Origin of the sequence: Micromonospora sp. WMMD812, from assembly GCF_027497215.1 — a bacterium.
Lineage (GTDB): Bacteria > Actinomycetota > Actinomycetes > Mycobacteriales > Micromonosporaceae > Micromonospora.
Map to the genome: position 1 here is coordinate 4,764,205 of NZ_CP114904.1, position 13,734 is coordinate 4,777,938.

Genomic DNA, 13,734 nt, shown 5'->3' on the forward strand with positions numbered 1-13,734 from the left:
GATCGTCGACCCGGAGTGACGGCGGGCAGCAACCGTACCTCGCGGAACGGGTCGCAACCATGGCTTCCAGGCGAATCGGATGCCAACCCGCGGCGCACCTCCGATGTCCACCGCGTCCCGGCCGCTACCTGGCCCGGCGCCCGCCCTCGGCCCGTACGGTGAAGGGGTGGCGGTGCGCGACTGGCCGGCGGCGGAGCCGATCGAGACCGAGCGGTTGGTGCTGGAACCGCTGCGCGTCGGGCACGCCGAGGAGATGGCCCCCCTCCTGGACGACGAGCGCCTGCACGAGTACGTCGGCGGCCGGCCGGACACCCCGGAGGAACTGCGCGCCCGGTACGCGCGCCAGGTCGCCGGGCACTCTCCGGACGGCGCGCAGGGCTGGCTGAACTGGATCGTCCGGCATCGCGACACCGGGGCCGCGCTGGGCGTCGTCCAGGCCACCGTCCGGCTCGACGGCGAGCGCGCGGTGGCCGAGCTGGCCTGGGTGGTCGCGGCCCCACAGCAGGGCCGCGGGTACGCCGGCGAGGCCGCCGCGGGAATGGTCGGCTGGCTCGACCGGCAGGGCATCCGGGCGCTGATCGCGCACGTGCACCCCGACCACCGCGCGTCGGCGCGAGTGGCCGAACGGCTCGGCCTGCGCGCCACCGACGTGGTGGTCGACGGCGAGCTGCGGTGGGCCACGCCCTGACCGCCGGTCGCCGGGCGGGTCAGATCGGCGGTTCCGGGCGGGCGAACGGAACGGTCGGCTGCACGGTGAGGTCGGCCGGCGCGGGCGGGACGTCGTCCAGCTCCTCCGGACCCGGCCGGCGCCGACGGCGGCGGAAGACCGGCTCGACCGGGGCGTCGTCGCCGTCGTCCGGGGTCGGGCCGGCGACGGGGGCCAGCCAGAGGGCCGCGCCGAGCAGCGCGCAGGCGATGAAGGCCGTCACCAGGCCCCGGCCGTACTCGATCTGGAAGCCGTCGCCGGGGGAGTAGAAGAGGGTCCGCTGACCCGCGTCGTCGAGCGTGAACGCCGTGGTCGTGAGCAGCGCCAGCAGCGCCCCGGCCAGGGCGAGCCCGGCCACCCGGGCGTTCGGCCGGACGGCCCGGGTGCCGCGCAGCGCGAGCGCCATCGTGCAGACCAGCGCGAGCAGCCCGACCAGATAGCCGACTCCGAAGCCGCCAACCTCGGAGACCCCGGCGGGTACCCGGATGGCGTTGCCCGTCGGGCCGGCGTTGGGCAGGGTCGTCACCACCCACTCGCCGACCAGCGAGGCGACCGCGGCCACCGCGCCGAGCCCGGCGAGCAGCGGCGGCAGCCGGCGGTCCCGGACCAGGCCGGCGAGGGAACGACCGGGCCGCTCCGGCGGGGCCGGCTCGATGGCGCCCCACTCGACGACGGCCGTCCCGTCGGACCGGTCTTCCTGCCGCGGGATGGGCAGTTCTCGGGACATCGGGGGAATCCTTCCGCCGGTCACGCGCCTGCCCCGCATCATGGCACAGCGGGAGCCTGGTGACCGGGATCGCAACAGGGGCGTCGGTCGAGGCCGTCGCAGGCGAGGCGCCTTTCCGATAGCGTCGGTCGCATGCCTATCCGTACCGCTTCCGCACGTTGGCAGGGCAACCTCACCGAGGGGTCCGGCACGGTCCGCACCGGCAAGGGCGGGCTCCAGGGGAACTACTCGTTCAAGTCGCGCTTCGAGGAGGGGGAGGGCACCAACCCCGAGGAGCTGATCGGCGCCGCGCACGCCGGCTGCTTCTCGATGGCCTTCTCCAAGGCGCTCGCCGACGCCGGCTCGACGGCCACCTCGGTGGAGACCACCGCCACGGTCCACCTCGACAAGACGGACGCCGGGATGACCGTGACGCGGATCGACCTGGAGACCGTCGGCGAGGTCCCCGGCATCGACGAGAGCGAGTTCCAGAAGCTCGCCGAGGCCGCCAAGGCGAACTGCCCGATCTCGCGCCTGCTCTCCCCGGGCGCCGAGATCACCCTCCGCGCGCGCCTCGTCGCCTGATCGTTCCACCCCGTACGTTCACGGAAGGAGCGCTCGTCCCACGCCGGGCGGCACCTCCTTCCGTGGACGTGTGTGGATCTTGAAAGGTCGGCACGTGGCGGACTGGGGCAGAATGGCGGAGTGCCGGTGGAGATGAGCCGCGAGCGCTTCGAGGAGCTGGTCGCCGACGCCCTCGACGAGGTGCCCGAGGAGCTGCTCGGCCTGATGAGCAACGTGGTCATCCTCGTCGAGGACGACCCGCCGCCCGGCGACGAGGAGCTGCTCGGCCTCTACGAGGGCCACGCGCTCACCGAGCGGGGCTGGGACTACTCCGGCGTGCTGCCGGACCGGATCTTCATCTACCGCCACCCCATCCTGCGGATCTGCGACAGTGACGAAGTCGTCGTCGACGAGATCGCGATCACCGTCGTCCACGAGATCGCCCACCACTTCGGCATCGACGACGAGCGGCTGCACGCCCTGGGCTGGGCCTGACCGGGCCGCTCCGCCAGCCGACGACGCCGAGCCTCGCGTGGTCGACGCCGAGCGCGCCGCCGAACGTCCGATGGGCGGCGCCGAGCGCGCCGGCCGCCACGCCGGCTGGCCGATGGCCCGTCGTTGCGACGGTCCCCTACCGTCGTGAGAGGCATCGCGACCTCAGGAGGCACTTTCATGCGCAGCGCGCTGTTCTCCGCGGAGAACCTGGAGAAGGAGTCCGCTCAGCCCGGCATGCGGCTGCAGAACTCCAAGATGTTGAAGATCGAGCTCAACGGTGAGGCGATGGCCCGGGTCGGGTCGATGGTCGCCTACCAGGGGAACGTGCAGTTCCAGGCGCTCGGCTCCGGCGGGCTCGGCAAGTTCCTCAAGCAGAAGCTCACCGGCGAGGGCGTGCCGCTGATGAAGGTGAGCGGCCACGGCGACGTCTTCCTCGCCGAGCTGGCCAAGGACGTGCACATCATCGATTTAGAGCCGGGCGACGCGCTCTCCATCAACGGCTCCAGCGTGCTGGCCTTCGACTCCAGCCTCCAGTACGACATCAAGATGGTCGGCGGCGCCGGCATGGCCTCGTCCTCCGGCCTCTTCAACTGCGTCTTCACCGGCCATGGCCGGATCGCCATCACCACCAAGGGCACCCCGGTGGTGCTCAACGTCGACCAGCCGACCTACGTCGACCCGCAGGCCGCGGTCTGCTGGTCGGCCAACCTCCAGACGGGTTACCACCGGGCCGAGCAACTGGGTCTCGGCACGCTGCTCGGTCGACGCACCGGTGAGTCGTTCACGATGAGCTTCGCCGGCCAGGGCTTCGTGGTCGTGCAGCCGTCCGAGGAGCCGCCGGTCATGGGCAGCGGCGCGCAGGAGCAGCAGGGCGGCCTCCTCGGCGGCCTGCTCAGCTGACGCGGGCGCGTTCCGGCCGGGGCGCTTCGGGTGGAAGCCCGGGACGCGCCGGCCGGTCAGCTCAGCTCGCCGGTGCGCAGCCGGGCCAGCCAGGCGGCCGCGTCGGTGTAGTCGGTGTCGGAGAGGCCCGGCGGCGCCGGCACCGGCCGGTCCGCCGCCACCTCCGACCAGCGGTGCCGGGGGTACGAGCCGAGAAAGCGCACGTCGGCGCAGACCCGCCGCAGCCCCTGTAACGCCTCGCCGAGCCGGACGTCCGCCACGTGACCGGTGCAGTCGAGGAAGAAGACGTACCGGCCGAGCGCCTCGCCGGTCGGCCGGGACTCGATCCGGGTCAGGTTGACCCCGCGTACGGCCAGCTCCATGAGCACCGACAACAACGCGCCCACCCGGTCGTGGGCGATGTAGACCGCCAGTGAGGTGACGTCGTCCCCGGTCGGCGGTGGGGGCGGGCCCGGGCGCGACACCAGGGCGAACCGGGTCACCGCGTCCGGATGGTCGGCGATCTTGTCGGCCAGCACCGCCAGCCGGTGTCGGGCGGCGCCGATCGGCGCGCAGATGGCCGAGTCGTACTCGCCGGCGGCGGCGCCCGCCGCGGCGGCACCGTTGGAGAGCACGTCGACCACCACGGCGTCGGGCAGGTGGGCGCGGAGCCAGTTCCGGCACTGCGTGGACGCCTGCGGGTGCGCCGCCACGGTGCGGATCGCGGCCAGCTCGGTGCCGGGCCGCGCGCCGAGCACGAACTCCACGGGCAGGATCACCTCGCGGGTGATCACGAGCGGCTCCCCCTCGGCCAGCTCGTCCAGGGTCACCCCCACCGCGCCGCCGATCGAGTTCTCCAGGGGCACCAGGGCCGCGTCGGCGTCGCCGGACCGTACGCTCTCCAGCGCCTCCCCGACGCTGCGCGCGGGCGTCCGGCTGCCGCGTTCGGCGGCGGACACGGTCCGCAGCGCCTGCTCGGCGAAGGTGCCCTCGGGTCCGAGGTAGACGAAGCGCGTCGGCGGTGTTCCCGGCATGCCGACCAGCCTACGCACCCGGTACGCCCACCGTGCCGCCGTCGCAGGCCAGCGCCCGGATCCCGGCCGGCCCGGCCGCCCGTACCGGGGCGGAACACACGTCGGTGCCCGCGGTCACCAGCTCCGGCGCGCCCGGGCGCCCGCGGGTCACCACCTGGAGCTGCTCGTGCCCGGTCACGTCGAGCACCGTGTACTGCCAGTCCGCCGCGCAGAGCGGCCCGGTGCGTACCCGGGCGCCGACGTCGTCCGGCAGGACGGCGGCCCGGCCGCGCAGCAACTGGATGATCCGGTCACCGGTGGGCCCGCTCCGGCACGGTGTCGCCACCAGGCCGGCGTCCGTCGTCGGGGCCACCGGCGCCGTCGGAAAGGCGGACGGCAGGCCGGTGGCCGGTGGCGCCGGCGGGGTGGGCACCGCGGTGGGGAGCGGCGTGCCGGTCGGCTCCGGTTGTCGCAGCCCCGGCGGGGCGCCGCAGCCGGCGAGCGGCAGAGCGGCCAGCAGTGCGACGGCCAGCCACGGCTGCCCTCGGCCGGCTCGGGCGGGCGGGCGGCCGGGCGCGCGGGTGCTCGCCTCGGGCGAGGCCGACGGTCGGCGGGCGGGAGGCGCGGTGCGGGGGGAAGGGGTGGGCGGCACGGACCGATCCTGGGGGCGGCGGGAAGGTCGTGGCCGGGGTGGCCGAGCCCATCGTAGGAGGAACGGCGGCCGCGGTGAAGGTCAGCCGACGACGCGGTGACCGGCGCGCGTCAGCGCGGTGGTCGCCTCGCCGAGGCGCACCGCCGGAACCAGCAGGTAGTCGGTGTCGAAGGTGGAGAACGCGACCGTGTTCACCCGGGCGCCGGCCAGCGGATCGACCAGGGACGCCAGCGTGCCGGTGACGGCCAGATCGACCGGGCCGGACACCCGCAGGCAGCGCCAGGCGGTCTCCACCACGGCCTGCTGGGGGGCCCGGTCCATCGGGCAGATCACCGAGATCCCGTCCGTCGTCCAGCTCACCGTCACCACGTCGGTGACGGCCAGCCCGCTCGACAGCGCGGGCGGCAGGGCGGAGCCGGCGGCCATCTGGCACACGGCGTACTCTCCCGGCAGCACGGCGATATCGAGCATGAGGGCACCCTACGGCCTGGACGCGGGCCCGTCCGGCTTCGCCGCGTGCGGCGATTGCCACACTCGCCGCAGGTCAGACCCCGGAGAAGAACGTGAGCGAGCCGGCGACCGCCCCGTTCGTGAGCACCGGGGTGGAGATGGCGTCCACCGTCGCGTCGGGAGCGCCCTCGGCCGCGACCTGCACCCGGAGCAGGCCCCGGGCGAGCCGGCCCGAGGAGAGCGCCAGCAGCGGCGGGATCTTGTCGGTCTCCTGCTCGGTCAGCTCGCCCCGGTTGGCGGTGAAGTCGACCAGGCGCAGCCCGCCGTCCAGCAGGGGCAGCCCGATCAGCTCCTCCGGCTTGCCGAGGCAGAGCAGCTCGCAGCCGGCCGCGGAGATCGCCACCACCTTGGTGTCGGCGTCGATCAGCAGACAGGGCTCGTCCGCGTGGGAGACCGTCGAGGACCACTGGCCGAAGTTGTCGACCTCCGGCTCTGTGGAGGCCCCCGCCGCCGGCGTGAACACTTCCGAGAGCGAGAGTTCGACGTGGGCCACCGCGCCTCCTATGTACAACTAGGGACTGTCCACGCTAGCCGGTCGCCCGGACCGTCGTCGATCGCACCGCGGCCGCCGGCCCGCCGTGCTCGGGGCGGTGCCCCACCAGGCGGCCGGCGACGGCGCGGGTCAGCGGGTGCCGACGTGGCCGGCGCGCGTGACGTCCCGATCGACGTTACCGGCGGTTGGCCGGCTTGTCAGCGGCCGTTCGGCCGTCCTCGTACCACCGGTAGTCGGCCACTGGACGGTACGTGCCGTTCAGCCAGGTGCTGGGGTGCTGCGCGACCCGGGACAGCTTCTCGGCGGTGGCCGGGCTGATCCGGCTGCCGGCGGCGACGAGCAGGCGGTCCAGCTCGCGGTGGGTCGCCATGAGGCAGTCCTTGGGCAGGCCGTAGACGCTGATGACGCCGGAGCCGACGAAGGTCAGCACCGGCGTCACCGGGATCGGCAGGCCCACCGCGTCGGAGAGGGCCTTGCTGGCCCGCTTGGCGTCCCGGCGTGCCTCAGCCACGTAGGGCGGCCGCTTGCCGTTGATCTGCACCACGTCGCCGGCGACCAGCACGCGGGCCCGGCCGTGGTCGGCGATGGTCACCGCGAAGAGACCGCTCGGCCCGATGGCGAGGAACCCGGCGCGCTCCTCGTGCGGGCGGTCGAGCAGGACGTCGGCCGCGTCGGTGCGGGGCCACTCGATGACGTGCCACGCCGGCCCGAGGTGGTCGAGCTGGCCCAGGGCCCGGGCGCCCGCCGCCTCCAGCCGCCGTGCGCCTCGCTCTGCCCGGCGACGGCGGGCCCACTCCAACGGTGTGGGACGGACCGGGTCGAGGAGACCCGGCGACTCCACCCGTGGGTGTGGCACCGTGGCGGGCGGCAGGGCCCGGGCGGTGGGTACGGCCCGACGAGCGGGGAAGACAGTCATCGCGACCTCCGGCAAAAGGTCCCTCGAAGTTATGTCTCCACTACCCTACGTTGACGGTCCGGGGGGTCGGCAAGGTGGAGCGCCGGAGTGACTGTGGATGAATGCCATATTCATCCACACATCTTTTCCCGGATGCCGCCAAACACTGCCCTACGCTGCCAGGGTGACCCACTATGTGGACAGCGAAGTCGGTCGGCTCGGCACCGTGCTGCTGCACCGGCCGGGCCCGGAGCTGGCCCGGCTCACCCCCCGCAACAACGACTCGCTCCTCTTCGACGCGATCCCGTGGGTGGGCCGCGCCCAGGAGGAGCATGACGCCTTCGCCGCGGCGCTGCGCGAGCGCGGAGTGGAGGTGCTCTATCTCGCCACCCTGCTCGCCGAGACGCTGGCCGTGGCCGACGCCCGGGCCGAACTGACCGAGCAGGTGCTCCGCTCGCCCCGGCTGGGCGACAGCCTGCGCGCCCGGGTCGCCGACCACCTGGCCTACCTGGACCCGGCGGCGCTGGCCGGCGTGCTCACCGCCGGCCTCGCCCACGAGGAACTGCGGATCAGCGCCGAGCGCCCGGGCGGCCTGGTCTACACCATGATGGACCGGCACGACTTCGTCATCGACCCGCTGCCGAACCTGCTCTTCACCCGGGACTCCTCGCTCTGGATCCGGGACCGGGTGGGGGTGACCAGCCTGGCCATGCCGGCCCGGCGGCGGGAGAGCACCCTGACCAACGCCATCTACCGTCACCACCCGCGCTTCGCCGGTACCGGGTTCGTCTACCACCCCGGGCTGGAGCACCTGGAGGGTGGCGACGTGCTGCTGCTCGCGCCCGGGGTGCTCGCGGTCGGGGTGGGCGAGCGGACGACGCCGGCCGGCGCGGAACGGCTCGGCCGCCAGGTCTTCGCCGCCGGCCTGGCGCACACCATCCTGGTGGTGCCGATCGCCCAGGAGCGGGCCACCATGCACCTGGACACGGTCTGCACCATGGTCGACGTCGACGCCGTGCTGATGTACCCGAACGTCGCCGACGCGCTCGTCGCGTACACCGTGATCGCCGGCGCGGACGGCGAGGACCCGCGGGTGGACGGCCCGGCGCCGTTCCTGCGGGCCGCCGCCGACGCGATGGACCTGGACCAGCTGCGGGTGATCGACACCGGCCTGGACCCGGTCACCGCGGAGCGCGAGCAGTGGGACGACGGGAACAACACCCTCGCCCTCGCACCCCGGCTCTGCGTCGGCTACGAACGGAACGTGGAGACCAACGCGCAGCTGGAACGGGCCGGTATCGAGGTGATCCCGATCGCCGGGTCCGAGCTGGGCTCGGGTCGGGGCGGGCCACGCTGCATGTCCTGCCCGCTGGTCCGGGAGCCTCTGCTCGGCTGAGCGCCGACGGGGCAGGCCGCCACCGGGCGGCGGCCGAATCCCGCCGGCAGGCTCGGCGGGTGGTCAGCGCAGGGTGAGTTGGCGGCCGAGCAGGCCCTGCCGGGCGCGGCGTCCGGCGGCGTCCAGTGGGGTGGTGTCGGCCAGCGCTTCCGCGTAGCGCTTGCCGAACTGCGCCACCGGCTCCTCCCACTCGCCGGCGGGCGTCCGCTCGGGCAGGTCCCAGACCGGCACCAGGCGCCCGTGCGCGCGGAACATGCCGGCGAACCGGGTGTCGTCACCGAGCGGCAGCGCGCCGGCGGCGCCGAGGCGGGCAAGGGCGTCCAGCGCGGCGTCCTCCTCCTCCGGCAGCACCCAGCGCACGTGGGCCTTCTCCGGCACCTGGCACCAGTACGCGGCCTTCGCCGCGCTCAGCCGCACGGTCGGGTAGACGGCGGCGTTCGCCCGCTCCAGGGACGCCTGCACGGTCGGGTCGTCCGCCGCGCCCGGGTCCAGCCAGAACTCGAACCCGTCGTGCATCTCGATCTCCAGCGGCCCGTCGACCAGCACGTCCTGCAGGCGGGGGCCCGGGCCGGGCAGCGGCGGCACCGGCACCTGGCCGCCCGGCTCGGCGCGCAGCGCGCAGAGCAGCGCCTCGGCCAGGTCCCGCGACACGTCGCCGGACTGGAGGTGCCGCTGGAGCCCGATGAACACCCGGCCGTCCGGCTTGGTCATCGCCGGGGCGGCCATCGGCAGCACGGTGGCGAGCGTCACAGGCCGGTCGCCGAACTCCGTCACGAGGTCGGGCGCGAGCCGCAGCGGCGCGGACGCGGCCGGGACCAGTTCGCGCAGCGCGATCCACTCGGGCTCGTCGACCAGCCCCTCGAACGGGCGCGGCACGAAGACGTCGCGCACCTTCTCCCGCTTCGGGGTGGTCTCGGCGGCGGCCCGCTGGCTCTTTCGACGCTTGCTCACGGCGAGACAGCCTAGAGGCCCGGCCCGGCCGACGTGGGGAGGACCCGCCCCGAGGGGCTGATCAGCCGGCGATGACGAGATCCGGCCGGGTCGACCCGGCCGGCTCGAACTCGGCCCAGACGCTCTGCCCGAGCCCGTCGCGGTCGACCCCCCAGCGGGTCGCCAGGCCGGCGACGATGTGCAGGCCCCGACCGTCGGCCGCGTCGGGGTTCGCCACCCGCATCCGGGGGCCCTCGCCGGCGTCGCCGTCGGTGACCCGGAGCTGGACCCGGGGCCCGTCGAGCGTCTCCCGCAGCCGCCAGGCCACCCGGACCACGCCACCGGGCAGCGGTCGGGCGTGCCGGACCGCGTTGCCGACCAGCTCGGCCAGGACGGCGACCAGGTCGGCCAGGAGCGTCGGGGGCACGAGGTCCGTCAGCTCGTGGGCGAGGCGGTGCCGGGCCAGCCGCGCGCCGGTGGCGTGGTGGGGCACCACCACGCACCACGCCCGCTCGCCGGATCCCGTCCCCACCTACGCCCCTTAACGCCCCCACAGCCGTCGCCGGTCATCCGCGCGGCAGCCGCACCTCTGCGACCGTACCGCCACCGGCCCTCGGTCGGAGGGATACCCATCCGTTCTGCTGTTCAACGATCCGGCGGACGAGATAGAGGCCGAGCCCGGCCCCCGGATAGCCACGCCGGTCACCGGACTCGCCCTGCCAGAACCGGTCGAAGGCCCGTTCGACGTGCTCAGGCCGGATGCCGATGCCCCGGTCGCTGACCCGGAACGAGACCATCTGGCTGTCCGCCCGGGCGCTGATCTCGATCCCGGTGCCCGGCGCGGAGTACTTCCCGGCGTTGGTGGCGAGCTCGGTGAGCACGGTGGCCAGGCTCGGTCGGTGGCCGAGCGCCTTGGGCAGGTCGGCCGGCAGGTCGACGGCGAGCCGGTGGCGCAGCTCGGCGGGGAGGTCGGCGAGCGCGGCCCGGAGGGCGTCGGCCAGGTCGAAGGGGGCGGGCGGCTCGTCCCCGGGACCGGAGTCGGCGGCCGAGGAGAGCAGCCGGTCGACCAGCCGGGCCAGCTCGTTCGCCCGCTGGCCGATCACCCGGGCGGCCTGCCGCCGGTCCGCGTCGGTCAGCGACTCCCAGTGGTCGGTCAGGGTGTCCGCGTAGCCCTTGATCACGGTGACCGGGGTACGCAGCTCGTGGCTGGTGACCGCCACGAACAGGTCCCGCTCGTGGTCCCGGCGCTGCTGGTCGGTGATGTCGCGGAAGGTGACCACCCGCAGGGCGCCCGGACCAGGCAGCTCCCCGGAGGTGATCCGCAGCCAGCGTCCGTCGGGCAGGCGGTGGTCGAGCACCTGCCCGGACGGCGGGATCGGGAAGGGTAGCGGCCGGCTGAGCGCCTGGCCCGCAGCCCGGCCGGTCACCTGCGCCGCGGCCGGGTTCCAGAGCCGGACGTGGCTGTCCCGGTCCACCACGGCCAGCCCGTCGGCCAGCGCGGCGACGACCGGGCCGTCGCCGTGCACCGGCAGCCCGCTCTGGTCGCCGTACATATGGGCGATGCACGAGGCGAGGTACGCGACCACCCCGTAGTGCTCGGCGTCGGGTTCGTCGTCGCCGTCCGGGTAGAGGGCGTGGAGGCTGCCGACCGTGTGGCCGCCGATCTCGGCCCGGGACACGACCATCCGGCGCAGGCCCCGGTCGGTCAACTCGTCGGGGAGCTTGCCGCCGAGACCAGCCAGCCGGACCTGCTGCACCCGCGGGCCGGAGAGCAGACACACGGTGGCCGGGTGGTTGGCCGGCAGTGGCCGGCCGACGGCCCACTCGGCGGCGCCGGTCGCGGAGATCACCCGGCCCCCGGTCGGCCCGAACTCGACGAACGCCATGGCCGCCGCGCCGAGCGCCGGCTGGGCCACGCGGAGCAGCTGGGTGAGGACGGGCAGACCGGAGTCCCCGGAGTTGATCATCTCGATCACCACGGTGTGGCCGGCGATGAGAGCGGGGAAGTCGATGCGCTCCGGCATGTCCCGAGTGTGCCCCGGCGGCCCGATTTTGGGCACCCCCGGACCGGCACCCGCGCACCGTCGCCCCGGACCGGCACCCGCGCACCGTCGGCCCGGACCGGCACCTTCGACCGAGCCGGCACCCTCGTACCGTCGTCCCGAGCCGGCGCGGCCGTGCCGGGCCATTCCGTCAGCGGCCGAGTCGGGCCAGGGTGTGCGCCGGCCGGTCGGTGATGATGCCGTCCACCCCGGCGGTGAGGACGAGGTCCAGGTCGTCCGGTTCGTTCACCGTCCAGACGTACACCTGGTTGCCGGCCGCCCGCAGCGCGGGCAGCAGGTGCGGGCGGGCCCGGACCAGGCCGATGCCGGGCCCGGCGATCCGGGTGCCGAAGGGCAGCCGGCCCAGCCGGAGCCAGCGGGGCAGCACCTCCAGCAGCAGCACGGTGGGCAGCGCCGGGGCGAGTTCGCGGAGGCGGCGGACGGCCAGCGCCGAGAAGGACATCACGGTGACCCGGACCGGGTCGTCCGGCCCGGGCTCGGCCAGCCCGTAGCGGCGCAGCAGCGCGACCAGCCGGCGCTCGACGTCGCCGCCGTAGCGGGAGGGGTGCTTGGTCTCCACCAGCAGCCGGACCGGCCGGCCGGCGGCCAGCACCGCGTCGAGCAGCCGCTCCAGGGTGAGCAGCCGGGTGTGCGACTCGTCCGGCGGCTCGTCCGTGTCCCCCGGCACGCACCCCGGGTGCCAGGAGCCGAAGTCGAGCGTCTCCAGCTCGGCGAGGGTACGGGCGCTGACCAGGCCGCGGCCGTTGCTCGTGCGGTCCAGCCGGCGGTCGTGCACGCAGACCAGGTGGCCGTCACGCGTCAACCGGACGTCGCACTCCAGCCCGTCGGCACCCTCGGCGAGGGCCCGCAGGTAGGCCGCGAGGGTGTGCTCGGGCAGGTCGTACGAGGCGCCGCGGTGCGCGAACACCAGGGGTTGATCACCCATGCCGCGGTCCTAGAGGACCCGGCCCGGCTGCCCGTCCTCGCCGACCACCGGGCGCCCGGCGGCGGCCCAGTCCCCCATGCCGCCCGCCACGTTGCGCACCTGCTCCCAGCCGTTCCGCATCAGGTACGCGACGACCTGGGCGGAGCGCCCGCCGGAGCGGCAGATGACGGCCACGTCCCGGTCGGTGGGCACCTCGGCCAGCCGGGCCGGCAGCTCCATCATCGAGAGGTGATGGGCGTGTGGCGCGTGGCCGGCGGCCCACTCGTCGTCCTCGCGGACGTCGAGCAGGTAGGTGTCGTCGGCGAGCTCGTTGACGGTGACGGTGGGAACCTGGGATCCGAACACGGGTACCAAGCCTAGATCCTCGCCGGGCGGATCGGCGTGGACCGGGCCGTCGGCACTGTCACAGCTTGACCACCCAGCGGGGATTGGCCCCGGCCCAGTCCGGCATCCGGCTGCCGCGGACCGCGTCGAACAGCCCGTTGCCCCCGTTCTCCAGCACCACGTACGACACCTCGTCGATGACCTGCGGGTACGACGGTACCTGCACCCCGCGTAACGCGTCCGCGGGCAGCCCGCGCAGCGCGAAGAGCAGGTCCTCCAGCGCCACGCCATTCGTGTCCACGGTCAGCGAGCCGCCCACGGCGCGGATCACCTGGTCGAGTTTGACCGGATTGTTCCGCAGCTTCGTCTCGCCCGCGCGATCCAGCAGCGCCCGGAGCAGTTGCTGCTGGTGGCGCTGCCGGTCGTAGTCGCCGCCGGGCAGGTCGTAGCGCTGCCGGACGTAGTCCAGCGCCTCCGCGCCGTTCATCTGGTGACAGCCGGGTGCGAAGACCCGCTTGGTGTGGATCGAGCGCACCTCGCTCTCCACGCACATCTGGACCCCGCCGAGCAGGTCGATCACCTTCCGGATGCCGGCGAAGTCGACCAGGGCCGCGCCGTCGAAGCGGAGCCCGGTGACCCGGGTCAGGGTGGCCGACAGCAGTTGGGCGCCGGACTCGCCGCCGCCGTGCTCGTACGCCGCATTGATCTTGTCCTGGCCGCCGCCGTAGCCGCCCCCGGCGGGGATCGCGACGAGCAGGTCGCGGGGGATCGAGATCAGGTACGCCTGCCGGAGGCCGGCCGGCACGTGCACGATGAGAATGGTGTCCGCCCGCTGCTCCGGGTTCGTGTCGCCGGGTCGGCGGTCGGTGCCGATCAGCAGGTAGTTCAGTGGCCCGGAGAGGTCCGTCCGCCCGTTGCGGGCGCTCGGGTCGAGCAACTGCTCCTTGAGCACGGTGCGGTCGTACCGGTCGGTGAGCGCCCGCAGGCCGAACACCGCCAGCCCGGCCAGCACGATCAGGGTCAGGCCGACCCCGAGCAGGATCCGGGGCCACCGGGAGTGGCGCGGCCCTACGGTCCGGGCGCCCGGCCCGGTCCGCTCTCCGCCGTCGCGGCCCGACCTGGACGTGGCGCCTCCCCCGCAGCCGATACGCGAATCCTGCTCACGTCGAGGCTACGGAAGGAA

General features: G+C 74.3%; 17 protein-coding genes. 5 read left to right on the plus strand and 12 right to left on the minus strand.

Annotation, left to right across the window (positions count from 1 at the left end; all coding sequences use genetic code 11):
* The first annotated feature begins 166 nt into the window (after positions 1-166).
* On the plus strand, positions 167-688 hold the full coding sequence (locus O7603_RS21955) for a GNAT family N-acetyltransferase (protein WP_281571682.1): 522 nt from the start codon (positions 167-169) through the stop codon (positions 686-688).
* 19 nt (positions 689-707) lie between these two features.
* Here the strand turns inward: O7603_RS21955 and O7603_RS21960 are convergent, their stop codons facing one another.
* On the minus strand, positions 708-1,433 hold the full coding sequence (locus O7603_RS21960) for a hypothetical protein (RefSeq protein ID WP_281571683.1): 726 nt from the start codon (positions 1,431-1,433) through the stop codon (positions 708-710).
* Positions 1,434-1,565: 132 nt separating this feature from the next.
* Here O7603_RS21960 and O7603_RS21965 point away from each other — a divergent pair, with 132 nt between their 5' ends.
* The 3 genes from O7603_RS21965 to O7603_RS21975 all read left to right on the plus strand — a co-directional run bounded on the left by O7603_RS21965 (position 1,566) and on the right by O7603_RS21975 (position 3,371).
* Positions 1,566-1,997 (plus strand): OsmC family protein, encoded by a 432-nt coding sequence (locus O7603_RS21965; protein WP_281571684.1) that lies wholly within the window; start codon positions 1,566-1,568, stop codon positions 1,995-1,997.
* Positions 1,998-2,123: 126 nt separating this feature from the next.
* On the plus strand, positions 2,124-2,471 hold the full coding sequence (locus O7603_RS21970; protein ID WP_281576761.1) for a metallopeptidase family protein: 348 nt from the start codon (positions 2,124-2,126) through the stop codon (positions 2,469-2,471).
* Positions 2,472-2,648: 177 nt separating this feature from the next.
* Positions 2,649-3,371 (plus strand): AIM24 family protein, encoded by a 723-nt coding sequence (locus O7603_RS21975; protein ID WP_281571685.1) that lies wholly within the window; start codon positions 2,649-2,651, stop codon positions 3,369-3,371.
* Positions 3,372-3,427: 56 nt separating this feature from the next.
* On the opposite strand, the gene pheA is transcribed toward O7603_RS21975, so the two are convergent.
* The 5 genes from pheA to O7603_RS22000 all read right to left on the minus strand — a co-directional run bounded on the left by pheA (position 3,428) and on the right by O7603_RS22000 (position 6,934).
* Complete coding sequence (gene pheA, locus O7603_RS21980; protein ID WP_281571686.1) at positions 3,428-4,384, minus strand: prephenate dehydratase; 957 nt, start codon at positions 4,382-4,384, stop codon at positions 3,428-3,430.
* A gap of 10 nt (positions 4,385-4,394) precedes the next feature.
* The gene (locus O7603_RS21985; RefSeq protein WP_281576762.1) at positions 4,395-4,895 is read right to left on the minus strand and encodes a hypothetical protein; all 501 of its coding nucleotides are present in this window, start codon (positions 4,893-4,895) and stop codon (positions 4,395-4,397) included.
* Positions 4,896-5,096: 201 nt separating this feature from the next.
* Positions 5,097-5,486, minus strand: a complete 390-nt coding sequence (locus O7603_RS21990; RefSeq protein ID WP_281571687.1) for an ACT domain-containing protein — start codon at positions 5,484-5,486, stop codon at positions 5,097-5,099.
* 73 nt (positions 5,487-5,559) lie between these two features.
* The gene (locus tag O7603_RS21995) at positions 5,560-6,018 is read right to left on the minus strand and encodes a PAS domain-containing protein (RefSeq protein ID WP_281571688.1); all 459 of its coding nucleotides are present in this window, start codon (positions 6,016-6,018) and stop codon (positions 5,560-5,562) included.
* 175 nt (positions 6,019-6,193) lie between these two features.
* Positions 6,194-6,934, minus strand: coding sequence for a hypothetical protein (locus O7603_RS22000; RefSeq protein WP_281571689.1), 741 nt, complete (start codon positions 6,932-6,934; stop codon positions 6,194-6,196).
* A gap of 163 nt (positions 6,935-7,097) precedes the next feature.
* Here O7603_RS22000 and O7603_RS22005 point away from each other — a divergent pair, with 163 nt between their 5' ends.
* On the plus strand, positions 7,098-8,309 hold the full coding sequence (locus O7603_RS22005; protein WP_281571690.1) for an arginine deiminase: 1,212 nt from the start codon (positions 7,098-7,100) through the stop codon (positions 8,307-8,309).
* 63 nt (positions 8,310-8,372) lie between these two features.
* Here the strand turns inward: O7603_RS22005 and O7603_RS22010 are convergent, their stop codons facing one another.
* From O7603_RS22010 to O7603_RS22035, 6 genes are all read right to left on the minus strand, one after another.
* Positions 8,373-9,260: a DUF5926 family protein gene (locus tag O7603_RS22010; RefSeq protein ID WP_281571691.1), complete on the minus strand. Its 888-nt coding sequence runs from the start codon at positions 9,258-9,260 to the stop codon at positions 8,373-8,375.
* A gap of 61 nt (positions 9,261-9,321) precedes the next feature.
* Positions 9,322-9,738, minus strand: a complete 417-nt coding sequence (locus tag O7603_RS22015) for an ATP-binding protein (RefSeq protein WP_281576763.1) — start codon at positions 9,736-9,738, stop codon at positions 9,322-9,324.
* 67 nt (positions 9,739-9,805) lie between these two features.
* On the minus strand, positions 9,806-11,263 hold the full coding sequence (locus O7603_RS22020; RefSeq protein WP_281571692.1) for an ATP-binding protein: 1,458 nt from the start codon (positions 11,261-11,263) through the stop codon (positions 9,806-9,808).
* Positions 11,264-11,432: 169 nt separating this feature from the next.
* Complete coding sequence (locus O7603_RS22025) at positions 11,433-12,227, minus strand: glycerophosphodiester phosphodiesterase family protein (RefSeq protein WP_281571693.1); 795 nt, start codon at positions 12,225-12,227, stop codon at positions 11,433-11,435.
* A 9-nt stretch (positions 12,228-12,236) separates the two neighbouring features.
* Entirely contained in the window at positions 12,237-12,572 is a 336-nt protein-coding gene (locus O7603_RS22030) for a rhodanese-like domain-containing protein (protein WP_281571694.1), read from the minus strand.
* Between the two features lie 58 nt (positions 12,573-12,630).
* The gene (locus O7603_RS22035) at positions 12,631-13,566 is read right to left on the minus strand and encodes an LCP family protein (RefSeq protein ID WP_281576764.1); all 936 of its coding nucleotides are present in this window, start codon (positions 13,564-13,566) and stop codon (positions 12,631-12,633) included.
* Positions 13,567-13,734 lie beyond the last annotated feature (168 nt).

Coding starts and splice junctions, on each gene's coding strand:
- O7603_RS21960 (WP_281571683.1), bottom strand. CDS start 1,433: ATGTCCCGAGAACTGCCCATCCCGCGGCAGGAAGACCGGTCCGACGGG.
- O7603_RS21965 (WP_281571684.1), top strand. CDS start 1,566: ATGCCTATCCGTACCGCTTCCGCACGTTGGCAGGGCAACCTCACCGAG.
- O7603_RS21975 (WP_281571685.1), top strand. CDS start 2,649: ATGCGCAGCGCGCTGTTCTCCGCGGAGAACCTGGAGAAGGAGTCCGCT.
- pheA (WP_281571686.1), bottom strand. CDS start 4,384: ATGCCGGGAACACCGCCGACGCGCTTCGTCTACCTCGGACCCGAGGGC.
- O7603_RS21990 (WP_281571687.1), bottom strand. CDS start 5,486: ATGCTCGATATCGCCGTGCTGCCGGGAGAGTACGCCGTGTGCCAGATG.
- O7603_RS22000 (WP_281571689.1), bottom strand. CDS start 6,934: ATGACTGTCTTCCCCGCTCGTCGGGCCGTACCCACCGCCCGGGCCCTG.
- O7603_RS22020 (WP_281571692.1), bottom strand. CDS start 11,263: ATGCCGGAGCGCATCGACTTCCCCGCTCTCATCGCCGGCCACACCGTG.
- O7603_RS22025 (WP_281571693.1), bottom strand. CDS start 12,227: ATGGGTGATCAACCCCTGGTGTTCGCGCACCGCGGCGCCTCGTACGAC.